This is a genomic window from Martinezella sp. CNPSo 3964 (assembly GCF_057784375.1).
The window spans coordinates 462,501-477,472 of record NZ_JBXSOW010000004.1; the positions used below are offsets into that span (position 1 = coordinate 462,501).

Annotated in this window: 10 protein-coding genes and 3 pseudogenes; 9 read left to right on the plus strand and 4 right to left on the minus strand. The window is 56.2% G+C overall.

What is annotated here, in order from left to right; translation table 11 throughout:
• Window positions 1-336 precede the first annotated feature (336 nt).
• From AC13Q5_RS16095 to AC13Q5_RS16105, 3 genes are all read left to right on the plus strand, one after another.
• On the plus strand, window positions 337-528 hold the full coding sequence (locus AC13Q5_RS16095; protein ID WP_488502363.1) for a hypothetical protein: 192 nt from the start codon (window positions 337-339) through the stop codon (window positions 526-528).
• A 33-nt stretch (window positions 529-561) separates the two neighbouring features.
• Entirely contained in the window at window positions 562-2,817 is a 2,256-nt protein-coding gene (locus AC13Q5_RS16100; RefSeq protein ID WP_488502364.1) for a bifunctional diguanylate cyclase/phosphodiesterase, read from the plus strand.
• Window positions 2,818-3,192: 375 nt separating this feature from the next.
• Complete coding sequence (locus AC13Q5_RS16105; RefSeq protein WP_488502365.1) at window positions 3,193-5,154, plus strand: elongation factor G; 1,962 nt, start codon at window positions 3,193-3,195, stop codon at window positions 5,152-5,154.
• Between the two features lie 118 nt (window positions 5,155-5,272).
• Here AC13Q5_RS16105 and AC13Q5_RS16110 read toward each other — a convergent pair.
• A pseudogene (locus tag AC13Q5_RS16110) lies at window positions 5,273-5,563 on the minus strand (DDE-type integrase/transposase/recombinase); the annotation flags it as partial.
• 217 nt (window positions 5,564-5,780) lie between these two features.
• Between AC13Q5_RS16110 and AC13Q5_RS16115 the strand changes: the two are divergent.
• From AC13Q5_RS16115 to AC13Q5_RS16135, 5 genes are all read left to right on the plus strand, one after another.
• Window positions 5,781-6,970, plus strand: a protein-coding gene (locus AC13Q5_RS16115) for an IS3 family transposase (RefSeq protein WP_488502366.1) whose coding sequence is annotated in 2 segments (ribosomal slippage) — window positions 5,781-6,030 and window positions 6,030-6,970 — 1,191 coding nt in all. Because the reading frame shifts where the segments join, the coding sequence is not laid out codon by codon here.
• 701 nt (window positions 6,971-7,671) lie between these two features.
• Window positions 7,672-9,267: a hypothetical protein gene (locus tag AC13Q5_RS16120; protein ID WP_488502367.1), complete on the plus strand. Its 1,596-nt coding sequence runs from the start codon at window positions 7,672-7,674 to the stop codon at window positions 9,265-9,267.
• A 54-nt stretch (window positions 9,268-9,321) separates the two neighbouring features.
• Entirely contained in the window at window positions 9,322-10,284 is a 963-nt protein-coding gene (locus AC13Q5_RS16125; protein ID WP_488502448.1) for a UbiA prenyltransferase family protein, read from the plus strand.
• A complete protein-coding gene (locus AC13Q5_RS16130) occupies window positions 10,281-10,985 on the plus strand; it encodes an HAD family hydrolase (protein ID WP_488502368.1) in 705 nt (234 codons plus the stop codon). The genes AC13Q5_RS16125 and AC13Q5_RS16130 overlap by 4 nt, the downstream gene beginning before the upstream one ends.
• Window positions 10,982-11,347 carry a GtrA family protein gene (locus AC13Q5_RS16135; protein WP_488502369.1) on the plus strand — a complete coding sequence of 122 codons (366 nt, stop codon included), beginning with the start codon at window positions 10,982-10,984 and terminating at the stop codon, window positions 11,345-11,347. Before AC13Q5_RS16130 ends, AC13Q5_RS16135 begins: the two co-directional genes overlap by 4 nt.
• A 112-nt stretch (window positions 11,348-11,459) precedes the next feature.
• Here AC13Q5_RS16135 and AC13Q5_RS16140 read toward each other — a convergent pair.
• Window positions 11,460-11,552 (minus strand): annotated as a pseudogene (locus AC13Q5_RS16140) (IS5/IS1182 family transposase); the annotation flags it as partial.
• 344 nt (window positions 11,553-11,896) lie between these two features.
• Between AC13Q5_RS16140 and AC13Q5_RS16145 the strand changes: the two are divergent.
• A pseudogene (locus AC13Q5_RS16145) lies at window positions 11,897-12,052 on the plus strand (IS30 family transposase); the annotation flags it as partial.
• 146 nt (window positions 12,053-12,198) lie between these two features.
• Here AC13Q5_RS16145 and AC13Q5_RS16150 read toward each other — a convergent pair.
• Both AC13Q5_RS16150 and AC13Q5_RS16155 read right to left on the minus strand, forming a co-directional pair.
• Window positions 12,199-13,389 (minus strand): hypothetical protein, encoded by a 1,191-nt coding sequence (locus AC13Q5_RS16150; protein WP_488502370.1) that lies wholly within the window; start codon window positions 13,387-13,389, stop codon window positions 12,199-12,201.
• A gap of 11 nt (window positions 13,390-13,400) precedes the next feature.
• Entirely contained in the window at window positions 13,401-14,909 is a 1,509-nt protein-coding gene (locus AC13Q5_RS16155) for an OmpA family protein (RefSeq protein WP_488502371.1), read from the minus strand.
• Window positions 14,910-14,972: the final 63 nt, after the last annotated feature.

Consider the following 14,972-nt stretch of genomic DNA (forward strand, 5'->3'; position numbering starts at 1 on the left):
GGGCATCAGTAGATGGTCATACAAGAGAGACCGACAGCTGCGGCTTTCGTCATCGTTGCCTTGGTTGGAACTGCTGTAGCAGTCTGGCTACCATTCGTTTCGAGCGATGAGTATCCTTGGCCACAGCTGTGTGTGAATCGGCACAGTGATTAGGGGCAAATCGGCGTCACAAGATGTTGATATTTCAAAGATTGGCGGGGTCATTGCGCGACGCCGATTCACAACTTCATCCGCCGATCAGACGACATCCTTCGATAATCGCTCAAAAATCGACCTTAGCCGCTGATGGCGTCCTACCGGCAAAAGCATGATGCCGAACTTCAACAAAACCTGCCGGTGTTCTCCTCCTTGATCTTCGTGACCCACCGGCCTGTGCGGATTTCCAAGACCATCAAGGAGCTGAATACCAACCGTCTGGTCGACGTGGAACCCCACAAGTTCAACAGCCAGAGTACCGGCGAGACGCTGAAGCTTAACAGGAAGGACAACTACTGGAGACTTTACCGTTGCTTTAGAGAAACAGTGTAAGGATACAGCTCTGTCTCCTACACCGGCAATTTGATGAAGTTTCGAAGAAAACCAAAGATATTGCGCGGCTTCGCGAGTTCTGCAGTAAACTATACGGGTGCGTTTGCTCCGGCAATATTTGCAGCGACCATCGCAATAATCGTCGTCTATGTCGCGACCAACTGGCGGCTGGAACGATCACTAGCCGACGAACGCTCAGTCGTTGCCGGTGAGCTTGCCGCCATATCATCTCGACTTCAGACAAACCTCAATAGCAATGTGAAGCTGCTGCAGGGCTTGGCGGCCGGTATCGCCGTCAATCCGACGATGGACCAAAACGCTTTTTCCAAACTCGCCGCCGAGATTTTGCAGCCAGATTCACAGTTGCGAAGCTTTGCCGCAGCCCCCGGCATGGTGGTCAAGTGGGTTTATCCAGAAAAAGGAAACGAAAAGGCAATCGGGCTCGACTACCGAACGAACGAAAAGCAACGGGATAGCGCAATGCTGGCGCGCAATACCCACAATATCGTCCTGACAGGGCCTGTCGACCTCGTCCAGGGCGGAACGGCTTTCGTAGTCAGATGCCCGGTTTATATCACTGATAGAACAAGCCAGATCTTCTGGGGTCTTGTTTCCGGAATTATAGACATACCGAGGCTCTACCAGGATAGCGGCCTTGGATCAACCGATCTTGAGATTGCCATCAGCGACGTACCGGAACCGAGGCTGGCCAAACAAGTTTTTCTTGGCGACCTGGAAACTTTCTCGAAGAAGCCGGTCGTGACATCCGTTGATATGACTTATGGCCGATGGACACTTGCCGCATTGCCCAAGGACGGATGGGGCCAAAACAGGGGTATAGCCACTTTTGAGCTCTATGCTTGCCTATTGTCCTTGTGTGTCGTTGCGCCGATTGTCTGGGTAGGCTTTCTGACCAAATCGCGTCAAAGGACCATCGAAAAACTTCGCCTTCACAAGAAAAAGCTCGTTCGAGCACGGCAAAGGCTCGAGCAGCTGTCGTTGCATGACGCACTAACGGGGCTTCCCAATCGCCGATTTATTGACCGGATGATCTCGCAGCCGCCGAGGCCCGATCCGAAAAATTGTCTGATACTGATTCATATCGACCTGGATCGATTTAAGGAGATCAACGACACGAAAGGACATGCCGGAGGTGATACGGTCTTACAGGCGGCGGCTTCGCGCCTTGTCAGTTTGGCCGGCCCAAACGACGTAGCGGCTCGGATCGGCGGAGATGAGTTCATCTTCGCTAGCTGGAGCGCCGATCCCGCGCCCAGGGCAACCGAATTGGCCCAACAGATTGTCGATACACTCAAGCAGCCGGTATTCGTCGATGGGTCAGAGTGTGTGGTCGGAGCAAGCGTCGGTGTCGCCTGGGAGACTGAACATACACAGCGGGACCTCAGTCAGCTGCGTCTCAATGCCGATTTGGCTCTATACGAAGCGAAGAAGGCGGGTCGCGGCCGGGCTGCCATTTTCACCGAGGAGCTTCGCAGTGTCGCAATCCATACGAAAGAGTTGGCGGACGAATTCAATAACGCGCTCGATCGCGATGAACTGGTGGCATTCTTCCAGCCGCAGTTTCATGCGGACACATTGGATATTGCGGGCGTCGAGACACTTGCCCGTTGGGATCACACGCAAAAAGGTCTGCTCGCCCCGGATAAATTTCTCGCTGTCGCGGAAAATCTGGGACGCTCCGGCGACTTGGACAGGCTGATCCTGCAAAAGGCTCTGTTCGAGCTTACGAGATGGGACAGCCTGGGAATGCGTATCCCGCGTGTCTCGGTCAATATTTCAGCGCGTCGACTGGCGCAGGCAAATCTGCTTACCGAACTGGCTGAGCTTCCTGTAGCCAAGGGTCGCCTGTGTTTTGAGCTGCTCGAAACAATCTCCTTCGACGATCTTCAACCAGTTCTCAATGAGATAATTCCGGCCGTCAAAGAGCTCGGCATTGAAATCGAGATCGATGATTTCGGCACCGGACATGCCAGTATCGTCAGTTTGCTTAGATTTGAGCCACGAAGGCTTAAAATCGATCGGGAAATTATCAAACCGATCGTCACGTCTTCATCTCAGCGCCGCCTGGTCTCCTCGATTATCGAAATCGGCCGATCGCAAAATATCGACATCGTCGCCGAAGGCGTGGAGACGATGGAACATGCGAAAATCCTGAAAGAACTCGGTTGCCATTTGCTGCAAGGTTACGCTCTGGCACGACCAATGTCCTCAAAGCAGTTGATCGAATTTTGCTGCACGAAGGACAAGGAACTTAAACAGGCGGGATAAAAGCCAAGCGCACCTCCCAGCCACCAAGAATCTACCGTGACCACAACGGCCTGGCGGAACAAATTATGAATTTTCGCGGCCTCACGACCCTGTTCAAGCTTCTGCCGTAAAGGAGGCTGCAAACGCTTCGCGCAACATCTTTTCAAGCGGATGTTGAGCTCGGCGAGATTTTGACCCTGATTATCACTTTGCGCTGACCCGCCTGGACAGATGCAATGCCTTGAAAAGATTGATGGTTCAAATTTCCGGCAGGGTCACAACCAAACGCGAAACTGGGTTAAATCGCCACAGAAATCAACACTCTGGCGTCTTGCGGCGGTTCAGGGCATCCTATGTTGGCTGAAAATTGTGATTATGGCAGTTGGAGGAAGGCCGATGCGCTGCTTTACCGTGCTTGGACCCTCGCAGACCGGCAAGTCGACGGTCGTGGAAAAGCTCGGCTCCCTGGAGGGGGCGCCGAGAAAATCCAGCTCCCCTTATGGATTGAACCTCACAGAATTCACCTTCGGAAACGAGACGTGGTGCGCGCTGGACGCACCAGGACCCAATGAAGCGTTGGCGCATGCACAACACGCGCTTCTTGCCAGCGACGCCTGCATCCTGTGCGTTTCATCGGCACCTGAGGAGGCTGTGCTCGCCGCGCCCTATCTGCGGGTAGTCGAAGCCTCGGGGACGCCTTGCATCCTCTTCGTCAACCGGATGGACGAACCGAGAGGGCGCCTGAGGGACGTGATCGCCGCGCTTCAAGACTATGCCAACCACACCCTCTTGCTTCGCCAGATCCCGATCCGCGATGGGGACAGCATCGTAGGCAGTTGCGATCTGATATCGGAACGGGCGTGGCGTTACCGGGAAGGCCAGACTTCTGCGCTGATCGCAATCCCCGAAAGCACCGCTGAACGCGAGCGCGAAGCGCGCACCGAGCTTCTTGAACACCTGTCCGAATTCGATGACTGGCTCCTCGAGGAATTGATCGAGGACCGCGAGCCACCCAGCGACGCGCTCTATGCCATTTCATCACGGGTTCTCAGGGAAAACAAGATTATCCCGGTCCTGATCGGTGCTGCAAGTCACGGCAACGGCATGATGAGGCTGATGAAGGCTCTGCGCCACGAGGCACCGCCGGTCGCGGTTCTTCGGCAGCGTCTGGCTCATGCGGAAACTGCCGATGAAGGCAAGCTGGTGGCCGTGAGTTTCCATGCCTATCATCGCCAGAATGTCGGCAAGACGGTACTCGTGCGCGCACTTGGTGAGGGACTGCGGCAGGGCGCATTGCTTGGCGGCTCCAGCCTCGGCGCCGTCCAAAGTCTCGCAAACGGGCGGTCCAATTCGGCGGTTCTGCCGGCGTCGGGGGATGTCTTCGCGACGGTCAAGTCCGACCATCTGCGCGTCCCTTCGCTGTTGACCGCCGGCGCGGTGGTCGCCCCGCCTGAGTGGACGGAACCACCCACGCCGATGCTTGAAAGGATCTTAATTCCGGGCAGCGAGCGCGATGAAAACAAGCTTTCCGAAACGCTGGCAAAACTTTCCGAAACGGATCGTGGCCTCAAGGTCTTGCAGGAGGAAGGCACGGGCGCTCAACTCGTCCGCGCCCAAGGGCCGGTACATCTGCGTGATCTCTGCCGAACGCTGTCCGATGTCTTTCACATCGCCGTGACCGACCGAACGCCCAGTCCGATCTACCGAGAGACGATCACGAAGCCATCGGAAGTTCATTACCGCCATCGCAAACAGACCGGCGGTGCCGGGCAATTCGCGGATGTGAAGCTGAGCATTCACCCCAACGAGCGCGGGCGGGGCTTCACCTTTGACGAAACCGTCAAGGGGGGCACCGTTCCCCGCAATTACATCCCCGCCGTCGAAGCGGGCGCGCGCGAAGCGATGGAGAAAGGCCCGCTAGGTTTCGAGGTCATCGATATCGGCGTAACGTTGTCAGATGGTCAACACCATACCGTCGACAGTTCGGAACACGCATTCCGGACTGCGTCCAAAATGGGGGTGCGTCAGGCGCTTTCCGAAGGATCGACCGTCTTGATGCAGCCGGTCTTCCGCAGCGAGATTCACACTCCGTCGGTCTATTCAGGCAGCCTCGTCCAGATCGTCTCCGCTCTCAACGGCCAGGTTCTCGGCTTCGAGCGGGATGAAACCGCCAAGGGATGGGACATCTTCCGGGCACTCGTTCCGGGCGGCGCACTTGACGATCTGGCGCGGGCGCTGCGCTCGGCGACGCAGGGCATTGGCTATTTTTCCAAGACCTTCGATCATTTCGAGGAGCTATACGGAAAGGAGGCGGACGCTGTCGTGAGGGCACACGCGACGCCAGGCGTCGCACACTGAAACGTTGCCCCACTTCATGCTCGTCCGCAGAGGTCCGCAAGCTCTGCGGGACGGGAACATGCCGTGCGGCGATGTCACGTTGTTCGCGTAATCCCCGACGAGACGCTTGTGGGCGAGTTTACGCAGTTGCGCGGGTGATGACTTTCCACTGCGCCATGGCGCGGATGCGATGAATGTGGGTGGCGAGGGCTGAGTGTTTCTGGTGCGGCGACACGAAAAGATTTCTGACTGCTGAAAAGACCGAGATGAAACGCTGCAAGCCTGCGACGGATCGGAAGCCCTGCATCATCCGCTCGCGTTTTCGAAGCGGCACGTGTGAATTCTCCGCGCGATTGCTCAGGCCCTTGTGCGATCGATGTTCGACGCCGGGCATGACCTGCCGTTTTGCCGCTCCGTATGAGCGCAGGCGGCATTCCGAATGAACTGTTACTTCTATAGGTCGGACCTTTGTATGAGGGGTGATAACTATCTTTACACTTGATTGCAGCTCGAAAGGTGAGAATTTCTGTTCTGGGGGCTTCTCGCTGAGGCGTGCGATGTCGGCACCAGATAAGATTATTCGTGACCTTGCCCCGTTGAAATAATCCATTTTGAAGTAAGCTCTGGCCTATCGAGAGGACCAGGGAATGAAGCGCAACCGTTTTACGGACGAACAGATTATCGGCATTCTGAAGGAGCACGAGGCGGGCACGCCGGTCTCGGAGCTTTGCCGCAAACACGGCGTCAGCGATGCCAGCATCTATAAGTGGAAGGCCAAGTTCGGCGGCATGGACGTGTCCGAAGCCAAGCGGTTGAAGACGCTGGAGGACGAGAACACGAAGCTGAAGCGGCTTCTGGCGGATGCGATGCTCGACAATGCCGCTTTGAAAGACCTTTTGGGAAAGAAGTGGTGAGGCCCGCAGCAAAGCGGAGAGCTGTCGCGCATCTGATGAGCCAACATGCGATGAGCGAACGGCGGGCGTGTAAAGCCATCGGCTTTTACCGGATGACGATCCGTTACGAAACGAGGCGCGACGACGATCATGGCCTTCGCGAGCGAATGAGGGCGTTGGCGCATGAACGCCGTCGCTTCGGCTACCGACGCATTCATGTCCTGCTCAGACGCGAGGGACACCTTGTGAACCACAAGAGGCTCTTCCGGCTCTATCGGGAGGAAAAGCTGACGGTGCGCAAGCGCGGCGGTCGGAAACGAGCGATAGGCATACGAGCACCGATGCTGATCCCGCTTGCCGCCAATGATCGCTGGTCACTGGACTTCGTGTCGGATCAGCTCACCGATGGTCGCAGGTTCCGGGTGCTTACGGTCGTCGACGATTGCACCAGGGAATGCCTGGGCCTCGTCGCCGATACGTCCCTTTCCGGCCTGCGGGTTGCCCGTGAGCTGGACCTGATCATCGAGGGACGAGGCAAGCCGAAGATGATCGTCAGCGACAATGGCAGCGAGTTCACCAGCAACGCGATCCTGCAATGGACGGATCGGACCAAGGTGGAATGGCACTACATCGCACCGGGCAAACCGATTCAGAATGCCTTCATCGAAAGCTTCAATGGACGGCTGCGAGACGAGTTCTTGAACGAAACTCTCTTCTCGTCACTGACCCATGCTCGATCATCGCTTTCAAACTGGCGCGGCGATTACAACGATCATCGACCACACTCTGGACTCGGCTGGATGACACCTGCCGAGTTCGCTCAGACAATCAACCCGCGACGTGATGCGGTGCTGCGCAGCCGAAATGGCTCCGCACCGCAACCCGCCGCTACCGCCACGAATACAGCAACCCAAAACCGCTGGAGCAAACTCAAAATTGGATAAAACTTGGGGGCAACGTCATTCGGAGCTACTTGACCGAAACCGTTGCCAGGTTGTGGTTGAGTCCAGAGTAGTCTGGGGAAACGGCTGATATTGTTTAAACTTTATCGCTTATAAAAGTTGTCTTGCTATTTACCCGACCGACTTCAAACTGAGCTCATTGTCCTCCTGCAGCGTACGATCGGCGACGGCATGAAGGCTCGCGACAGCGCGAACCAGCTCGTTTTGTCTGTCCAACTGTTCCAGGTTTTCGAACGATATGACAGCAATTGCGACATCTTCGGTAACGGGATGCATGATATGTGATTCGGGGCTCAGCCAGCGTGTCCCATGCCGCTATAGCGGATCGCGTGGCGGGCATTCACGGATCAGTTCGTGCAACGGCCACATAGCGGCGAGCGCGGCTGCTTTTGCCTGTCCACCGCCGAGCCCTTGGCGGCTCAGGTTTTTGATCATGACGGTATGGCAGCTCTTGCACTCCACCAGCGAAGTGACGTTAGCGAACCGTTATTCCACCTGGAGTCGATAGTATTCTCACAACATTCAGAGTGGATGTCTAAAGCTTATCTTAGTTTTCAGTTGCTAAGAATATAAGTGTGGCTTGGGAATTCTCGTGAGGATGTCCTAAAGAACAACTGCGCGGCAATAGCTGGCAGTGGGATATTTTTTGCAGGGCATTTGCTCGTTTATGTGGCAGCTCGAGAATGATGCATACTCCAACCGCACCCAGATCGGCTGGTCCGCTCAAGCTTTTCTCCCGGTCGAGATCCGAGCTTCGCCGGCCTGTCGAATTTGTCGTTCTCGTGATCTGGCTTGTCGCGATCAGCGTCCAGGTTCACCACCACGTGATGTTTCGGGATGAAGTCCGAGCTCTGTCACTGGCTCTTTCCGGCGAGAACGCACGGGCGATGCTGGGTACGATCCATGGCGAAGGTCATCCGGCGATCTGGTATCTGCTACTACGCCTCGCTTATGCGGTGTTCGGAAGCGTGCAGGTGTTGCCCGGTCTTGCTTTCCTAATCGCCACCGTTGCGGTAGGCCTACTCCTCTTCCGGTCGCCGTTTCCCCTTATCCTGGTCGTCCTGTTTATGGGAAGCAACGGCTTCCTTTATGAATATTCAGTCATGGCCAGGAACTACGGCATATCAGCGCTCCTGATGTTCATTGTCGCCGCAAGCTATCCAGCCTGGCGGCAGCGCGGGTATCTGATTGGCTGCCTCCTCTTCCTTCTCGCCAACACCAACGTCATCGCAGCGATCATGACGGGGGGATTCCTGCTCTTTTGGTTCTTCGATCTGCTTGAGGAAAGCGGAATGCGCTGGACCCCGGCACTCACGAACTTCTTTGGCAATGCGCTCATCGCGGCGGCAGGATTGGCTGCCTGCGGCGTCACGATTCTTCCAACTTTCAACGATGCCGCGGTCATCGACCTCTCCATGCAATCGCCGGCAATGCTTGCTCTAAGTGCGATATTTAATCCAGCAAGCACGACGCCAGGCACCCTGCTCCCAACGGTCCCGAGCCTGCTCGGATCATTCGTGCTGTTTGGCGCAACTCTTGGCCTTTTAGCCAGACCGGCGGCCTTCGCTGCGGCCGTTGTCTCGCTTCTCGTTTTCTCGCTTTTCTCCAGTCTGGCATCGGCGGGTAGCGAACGGCATGCTCTGGTCTGGTTTTGCTTCTGCCTCACCCTCTACTGGATAAGCTGGGATCGAATAACCGACTGTTTTTCAGGCAGACGAAAGCTGCGTTGGAACGTTGTTTTCCGGTTCGGCTGTGGAATGTTCGTGATTATGGCGTGCCTGCAGCTAGCCTTCGGACTCAAGATGGCAGGATTGGCAATCACTGAGGGGAGAGTCGAGAGCCGGAGTGCCGATCTTAGCCGTTTGATTCGATCTCGGCCGGAGCTGGCGAAGGCAATCATTGTTGCTGAACCGGAATATTTGGCTGAGGCGCTGCCATTCTACATCTCCAATCCGATCTACATGATCCGGGAACACAAATTCGGGAACTATGTCCACTTTACGAAACAGGGTCAGCTCGACACGGATCTCGGAGAAACCTTGAAAGTCAGCGAGGATCTGCGAGACAAAACCGGGTCTCCGGTGGTGATTTTAATGCAGCACAAATTGAAGAACATGATTCCCGGCCAGAACTATGGCGAGGGCTACAACTGGACCTTTCATGCCTCGCAACAGCAGATCAATGACTTTCTGTCGAAGACCACGCTACTCGCGGAATTCGGACCTGCGAATTATTTTGAAACCTATGATGTGTATTTATTGGGCGATGGTCGGAAATAGATCGTCCTAAGGATAAGGGAGGCATTCGACGTGAACACAAGCTTGGGTAAAAGCATGTTGCCTGCGTCGGGGCGGGCAGGCTTTCGCGATTACATCGCCATTGCCCGGCTGGACCATAGTACGAAGCACATCTTCATCGTTCCTGGCATTGTCCTCGCGTTTCTTCTCCGCGGAGTCAGAAATGATGACATGCTTTCCTCGATCTTACTCGGGTTCTTGACCGCCATTTGTATCGCATCCGCGAACTATTGCATTAACGAGTGGTTCGATCGTGAGTTCGACCGACATCATCCAACGAAATCAAAACGCTCTGCTGTACAAAACGTCATGAACGGCAGGCTGGTGCAGCTCGAATGGACCCTGCTGCTCTTTGTCGGACTCGGCTGCGCCATCCTGTCGAGCAAGCTTCTGTTCTTCGTCGCCTGTCTGTTTGCGATGCAGGGGATCGTCTACAATCTCGACCCGATCAGGAGCAAGGACAAGGCCTACCTCGACGTTATCTCGGAATCGATCAACAATCCGATCCGCTTGGTGATCGGCTGGTCGATGATCGACCCTACCACCTTACCACCAGGATCTATTATCCTGGCCTACTGGTTCGGCGGCGCCTTCCTGATGGCGGCAAAACGTCTTTCGGAATATGATGAGATCGTCGCTTTGCACGGCAAGGAGTTGCTGTCGCGATATCGCGTGAGTTTCGCTCAGTATACGCAGGTATCGTTGACTGCGTCCTGCATCGCCTATTCCCTGTTCTCGATTGCCTTCCTGTCAGTATTTCTGGTCAAATATCGGATCGAGTACATTCTCGTGCTCCCCTTTGTTGTTGCGCTGTTCACGACTTATTTCGTGATGGCGACGAAGCCGGGGTCTACGGCGCAGAAGCCGGAAAAACTGTTCCGCGAACCAGGTCTCCTCGCCATCGTCGTGGCATTGGTGGCAGCATTCATCTTCACGACGAGTGTGGATATTCCGTTGCTAGTGACCCTGACCGAGCAGCACTACATTACCATCAGATGATCGCAGAGCATTTTGACTGGGACAGGATCCACTTCGTCGTCTTCGATGTTGACGGCACGCTCTATAATCAACGCAAGCTGCGTCTTCGCATGGCAGGTGAGATGATTGCCGATGCAGTAGCAACGTGCGGGTTGACCAATCTGCGGGTCCTGCGGGCATACCGATCGGTGCGTGAAACAATGGGCGAGCAGGAAATTGACGGTTTTCAGGAGGGCCTGATGGCGCAAACCGTCGCGCGAACCGGTGTTTCAGCGGAGCGAGTAGAGGCAATCGTTGCCGAATGGATCCAACGTCGTCCACTCTCCTATATCGAGTCCTGCCGGTACAACGGACTGGTCGAGTTGTTTGCAGGACTGCGGCGAAGTAACAAGGCGATCGGAATCTATTCCGACTATCCTGCCGAGGAGAAACTGCAAAGGATGAAATTGTCCGGCGATTATATATTATCCGCAGACGATGTCGGTGTTGGTGTCTTGAAGCCGAACCCGCGTGGGCTGCAGATCCTGATGCAGCGCGCCGGTGTAAGTCCAGAACAAACGGTTCTGATCGGCGACAGGCCCGATCGGGACGGTCTTGCCGCCCGGCGCGCTGGCGTCCTTCCGTTCATTCGCTCCAACAAACCGCGCGACGGTTGGCGCACTTTTTCGAACTACTCTGATCGGCTGTTTGCACCATTGCTGAGGGAGAAAGTGTTCGAATGATATTGTCGAAGGCGATCCGCTATGTGTTTACGGGAGGCTTGGCTTCCGTTGTCGATCTCGGGGTGTTTCGCGGTCTCTTGTCTATAAGCGTACCGCTCGGCTTTTCAGCGGCCTCGAGCTGGTTAATCGCCGCCACCGTCAATTACGGCCTCACCAGCCGTTATGTCTTCAAGCAGGCTGTCAGCCACAAGCGCGCTTCATTGTTTTTGATAGGTGCGCTGTTGGGTCTGTCGATCAATGTCTGTATGACGCTGTTGCTTGTGAGAAACTTCGAGATCCCACCCTTTTGGGCAAAATTCTTAGGCATAGGCACCGCCTTCATTTTCAATTTCCTGATCAACCTCCTTTGGGTTTTTAAGTAGAACCTTGAAATTGCCGCACCGTAAAGTCCGCGTTTGCGAATTATTGGTAGATGATTTTCCGATACGGAACATGATCCTTGTCTGACTCAAAAATAATTTAATAAACATAATATCTTGCGAGGCGTCGGCACCTGCCAAGCCATGCGAAGGTGCGCTCCATGACCCAGCGGCGCAGTAGGACTTCGAAACCCTTGGCCTTATCGGTCCATCTTTGTTGCTAATTTCCACTTGGATTATCTGACTACAGAGACATCGACAGGTGGGTTCAAGGATGAAGTGCGACTTGCGAATGATCTCAATTCAAACAACGAACCCTCGCCCCTTTCGATTATTTGCAAAGCCATAGCAATCAACCGCCAACAAGATTTATGGCCAAGGCCCAGCAGGCCCTTTATCGGGTTCTCTTTTTCTCAATTTCGTTGATGAGTCTGGAGGAAACTACCAGCTAACGTTGGCCTCACCTACGCTGGAATGGCATTACGCAGCATATAACTCAGATGGACCGGGAATAGTGTCGATGTCCTGGGCGACTTCTTGACCTGCCAGACAATTCGTCACCTCCTCCCGGCCAATACAGACCTCACTCGTCTGCCAGAGGCGACGCTCAACCAGTTGGCCCAAATTCTCAACGATCAGCCGAGGAAGTGCCTCGGCTACAAAACGCCGGCGGAGGTCTTCGCCTTGCATTTGCAGGGAGATCTGTGATCCCCTACTCTGCAGAACTGGCATGATGCACTTGGAGGAGATTCTTCGTCCTTTACGATCACTATGTCGCAGAAAGAATTGCATCGCCTCGAAGTCATTCAGAAGATCCGTGATTAACGCCTGAGCGTCGTCCGGAAGGAAAACACTTACGAGGAGGTAGGCACGTCGCCGTGATCGACCCGGCGCGAGAATTCTGTCTCGATGCCCTGCGCGAGCTTGCCGGCCTGACCGATCCAGTCCTCGCGCTCGATGCGCCCGGGAAAGGCCATGTAGCTGCCGACCCATTCGGCATTTTCATGTGTCCAGGCCGCGACCTGACGGAAGGTCCAGATGCCGAGCTCGTTGAGCTTTTCCTCGTTGACATGACCGATGCCGGAAATGCGTTTCAGATTATCCGGAGCGACGCTAGGTCTTGCGACGCTCGGCGGACGCTTGCCGGGATGACCGTCATCGCCAATGGAAGAAGCTGCCATCTGCGATGTGCCGGTGGTGGCTTCTGTCGCAGCCTGCGATACGGATGCGAGTGGCGGCGACGCGGTTGGTGCCGATGAAATGGCAGCCGATGAGGAAGTCGAGTTGTCCGACGACTTGGGCACTTCGCCATGCTCGACCCGACGTGAGAATTCGGTTTCCAATCCTTTTGCCAGTTGCCCTGCCTGACCGATCCAGTCCTCCCGCTCGATGCGTCCAGGGAAAGCCATGTAGCTGCCGACCCATTCGGCGTTTTCATGCGTCCAGGCCGCAATCTGGCTGAAGGTCCAGATGCCGAGCTCGTTCAGCTTCTCCTCATTGACATGGCCGATGCCGGAAATGCGCTTCAAATCATCGGGCACGATGCTAGCCCTTGCCGCAGCCGGCGGGCGCTTGCCGGGATGCTCGTGCTCGCCGGAAACAGGGCCAGGCGCCACAGCGGCCGATACAGGCGGCGAAGCCGCAGAGGCCGGTGCAGGCGGAACCGGTTTTGGCGACACCGGCGTTGGCGTGGACGCGGGTGTCGCAGTCCCGCCGGTCGAAGTCGCGGCCACTTTGTTGTCCGCGTCGAGCGGCTGTGTCGCGCGCAAGCTTGCGAGCCAACTACCGAGAAAGCAGCCGACGATATAGCTGCCAACGAAGAGCAATGCGGTCTCCAGATAATGACCCGCCAGGCCCGGAAGCCACTGCAGCACAGCCACGACGAGGCCGATCACGAACAAGACGCACAACAGCTTGAACCAACCGGGCCAGGACTGCGGCCACCAGCCGCTGGCCGACCGCAGGAATGAGGTGAAACCGACGATGCCGCCGAGCACCAATGCGAGCAGCATCCACAACCAGTACGTTGACAACAGATAGGTCATTGCCGCTTCTCCTATTTCACAGAGAATTCGATACGACGATTGAGTGCCTTGCCTTCCTCGGTATCATTGGAAGCGAGCGGGTGGGAGGAACCGAAACCGACCGCGGTCAGCCGGCTCGACGGCACGCCTGCATCGGTCAGATAGGTACGGACGGCCTTGGCGCGCTGTTCGGAGAGGACGATGTTCGCCTTCTCATCCCCGCTCGAATCCGTATGCCCCGACACCTCGATGTTTGAACCCGGGCAACGATTGATCGTAGCGACGATCGTGTCCAGCAGGCCGGAGGATGCGGGAGAAATCCGGGCCTTGCCCGTCTCGAAGCCGATCTTCGATTTGGTCACGATCCCGTTGAGCATCGATTGGCAATTGACGGCGTCGACGGCCGGGGCCGGCGTACTGACTGTGATCGTTGCGGAAGCCGCTTTGAAGCCGTCGGGAAGTGCGGCTGCAAATCCGCTTTGGACACTGTTCACGGCGCCATCGTAAAGCGCCTCGCCCGAGAGCGTCGCATTCGTGCCGGCAAGCGAAAAAGTCCCTTTTGCGAGACGCGACAAGGCGCTCAACCCTGCAAGCGCAGCGTTTGCAAAGCCGTTCGGAGCGCCGGGAGCAGCGGTCATCTGATCATTGACGACGTCACCCGGAAAGAGGCTCTTGGCCGTATCCAGGATCTTGCCATGCGTATCATCGTCCGGATAGTTGCCCGAAAGGGTAAGCTTGTCGGTGTCCTTTGCGGCATCGAAACCATAGGCAGCAGCCGTCGTGGCCACTGTAGATGTTGCGGTAGCTGCGGCCGAGGTGTCCATCGAGGATGACGCCGTTGCGACGGCTGGCGCGGCTGGAGTTTCCGTGGTGGGTGTCACCGGCGCTGCGGGCTCTGGCTTGGGTGCCGTAATGTCTGATTTGGCAAGCGTAAGGCCCTCCGGCAGCGTTTTGAGCGCCGTGGTGATAGCGTTGTAGGCATCGCTTGTGTCGGCGCTGCCGGAAATCGTCAGACCCATATCGGACAACGAGGCGCTGCCTTTTGACAGCTTGCCCAATTGATCGATGCCGAACTGCACGGCGCCGGCATAGCCGGCCGCAGCGCCGCTGGCATAGTGCATTTCATCCTTGACATCGGCTCCGGCGAAGGTCGCTTTCGCGGTGGCGACAATCTTTTCACGCGTATCAGGATTTGGAACGCTGCCAGACAGGACAACGCTCGGACCTTCATGGGATATGGCCCAGTTGAAGGGCTTGGCGACCTCGGGCTCCTTGGCGTCGACCAGAACCCGACGCACGCCCCAGACCTGCCCTACCGAAGCGGCGACCTGGTTTGCAGCGTCCGGGGAAAACACCACTCCGGCGAGAGCGACGTCCCGGCCCGCCACGCTGAATACCGGACTGACAACAGCCGATCCGAGGGACGCGGGCGCCCTCTTGTTGAGATCGCTGTTGATGGATTTTCCGGTGATGACGGTCGCGAGGATCCAGAGAATCGCAAGCGGGATCAGGCCCCACCACCATTTCGAAGGCTGACTCATGACTACCTCCTGAAACCAGGTCGCAACGATTTAATTATTTAATCCGAATATACTTTAAAAGCT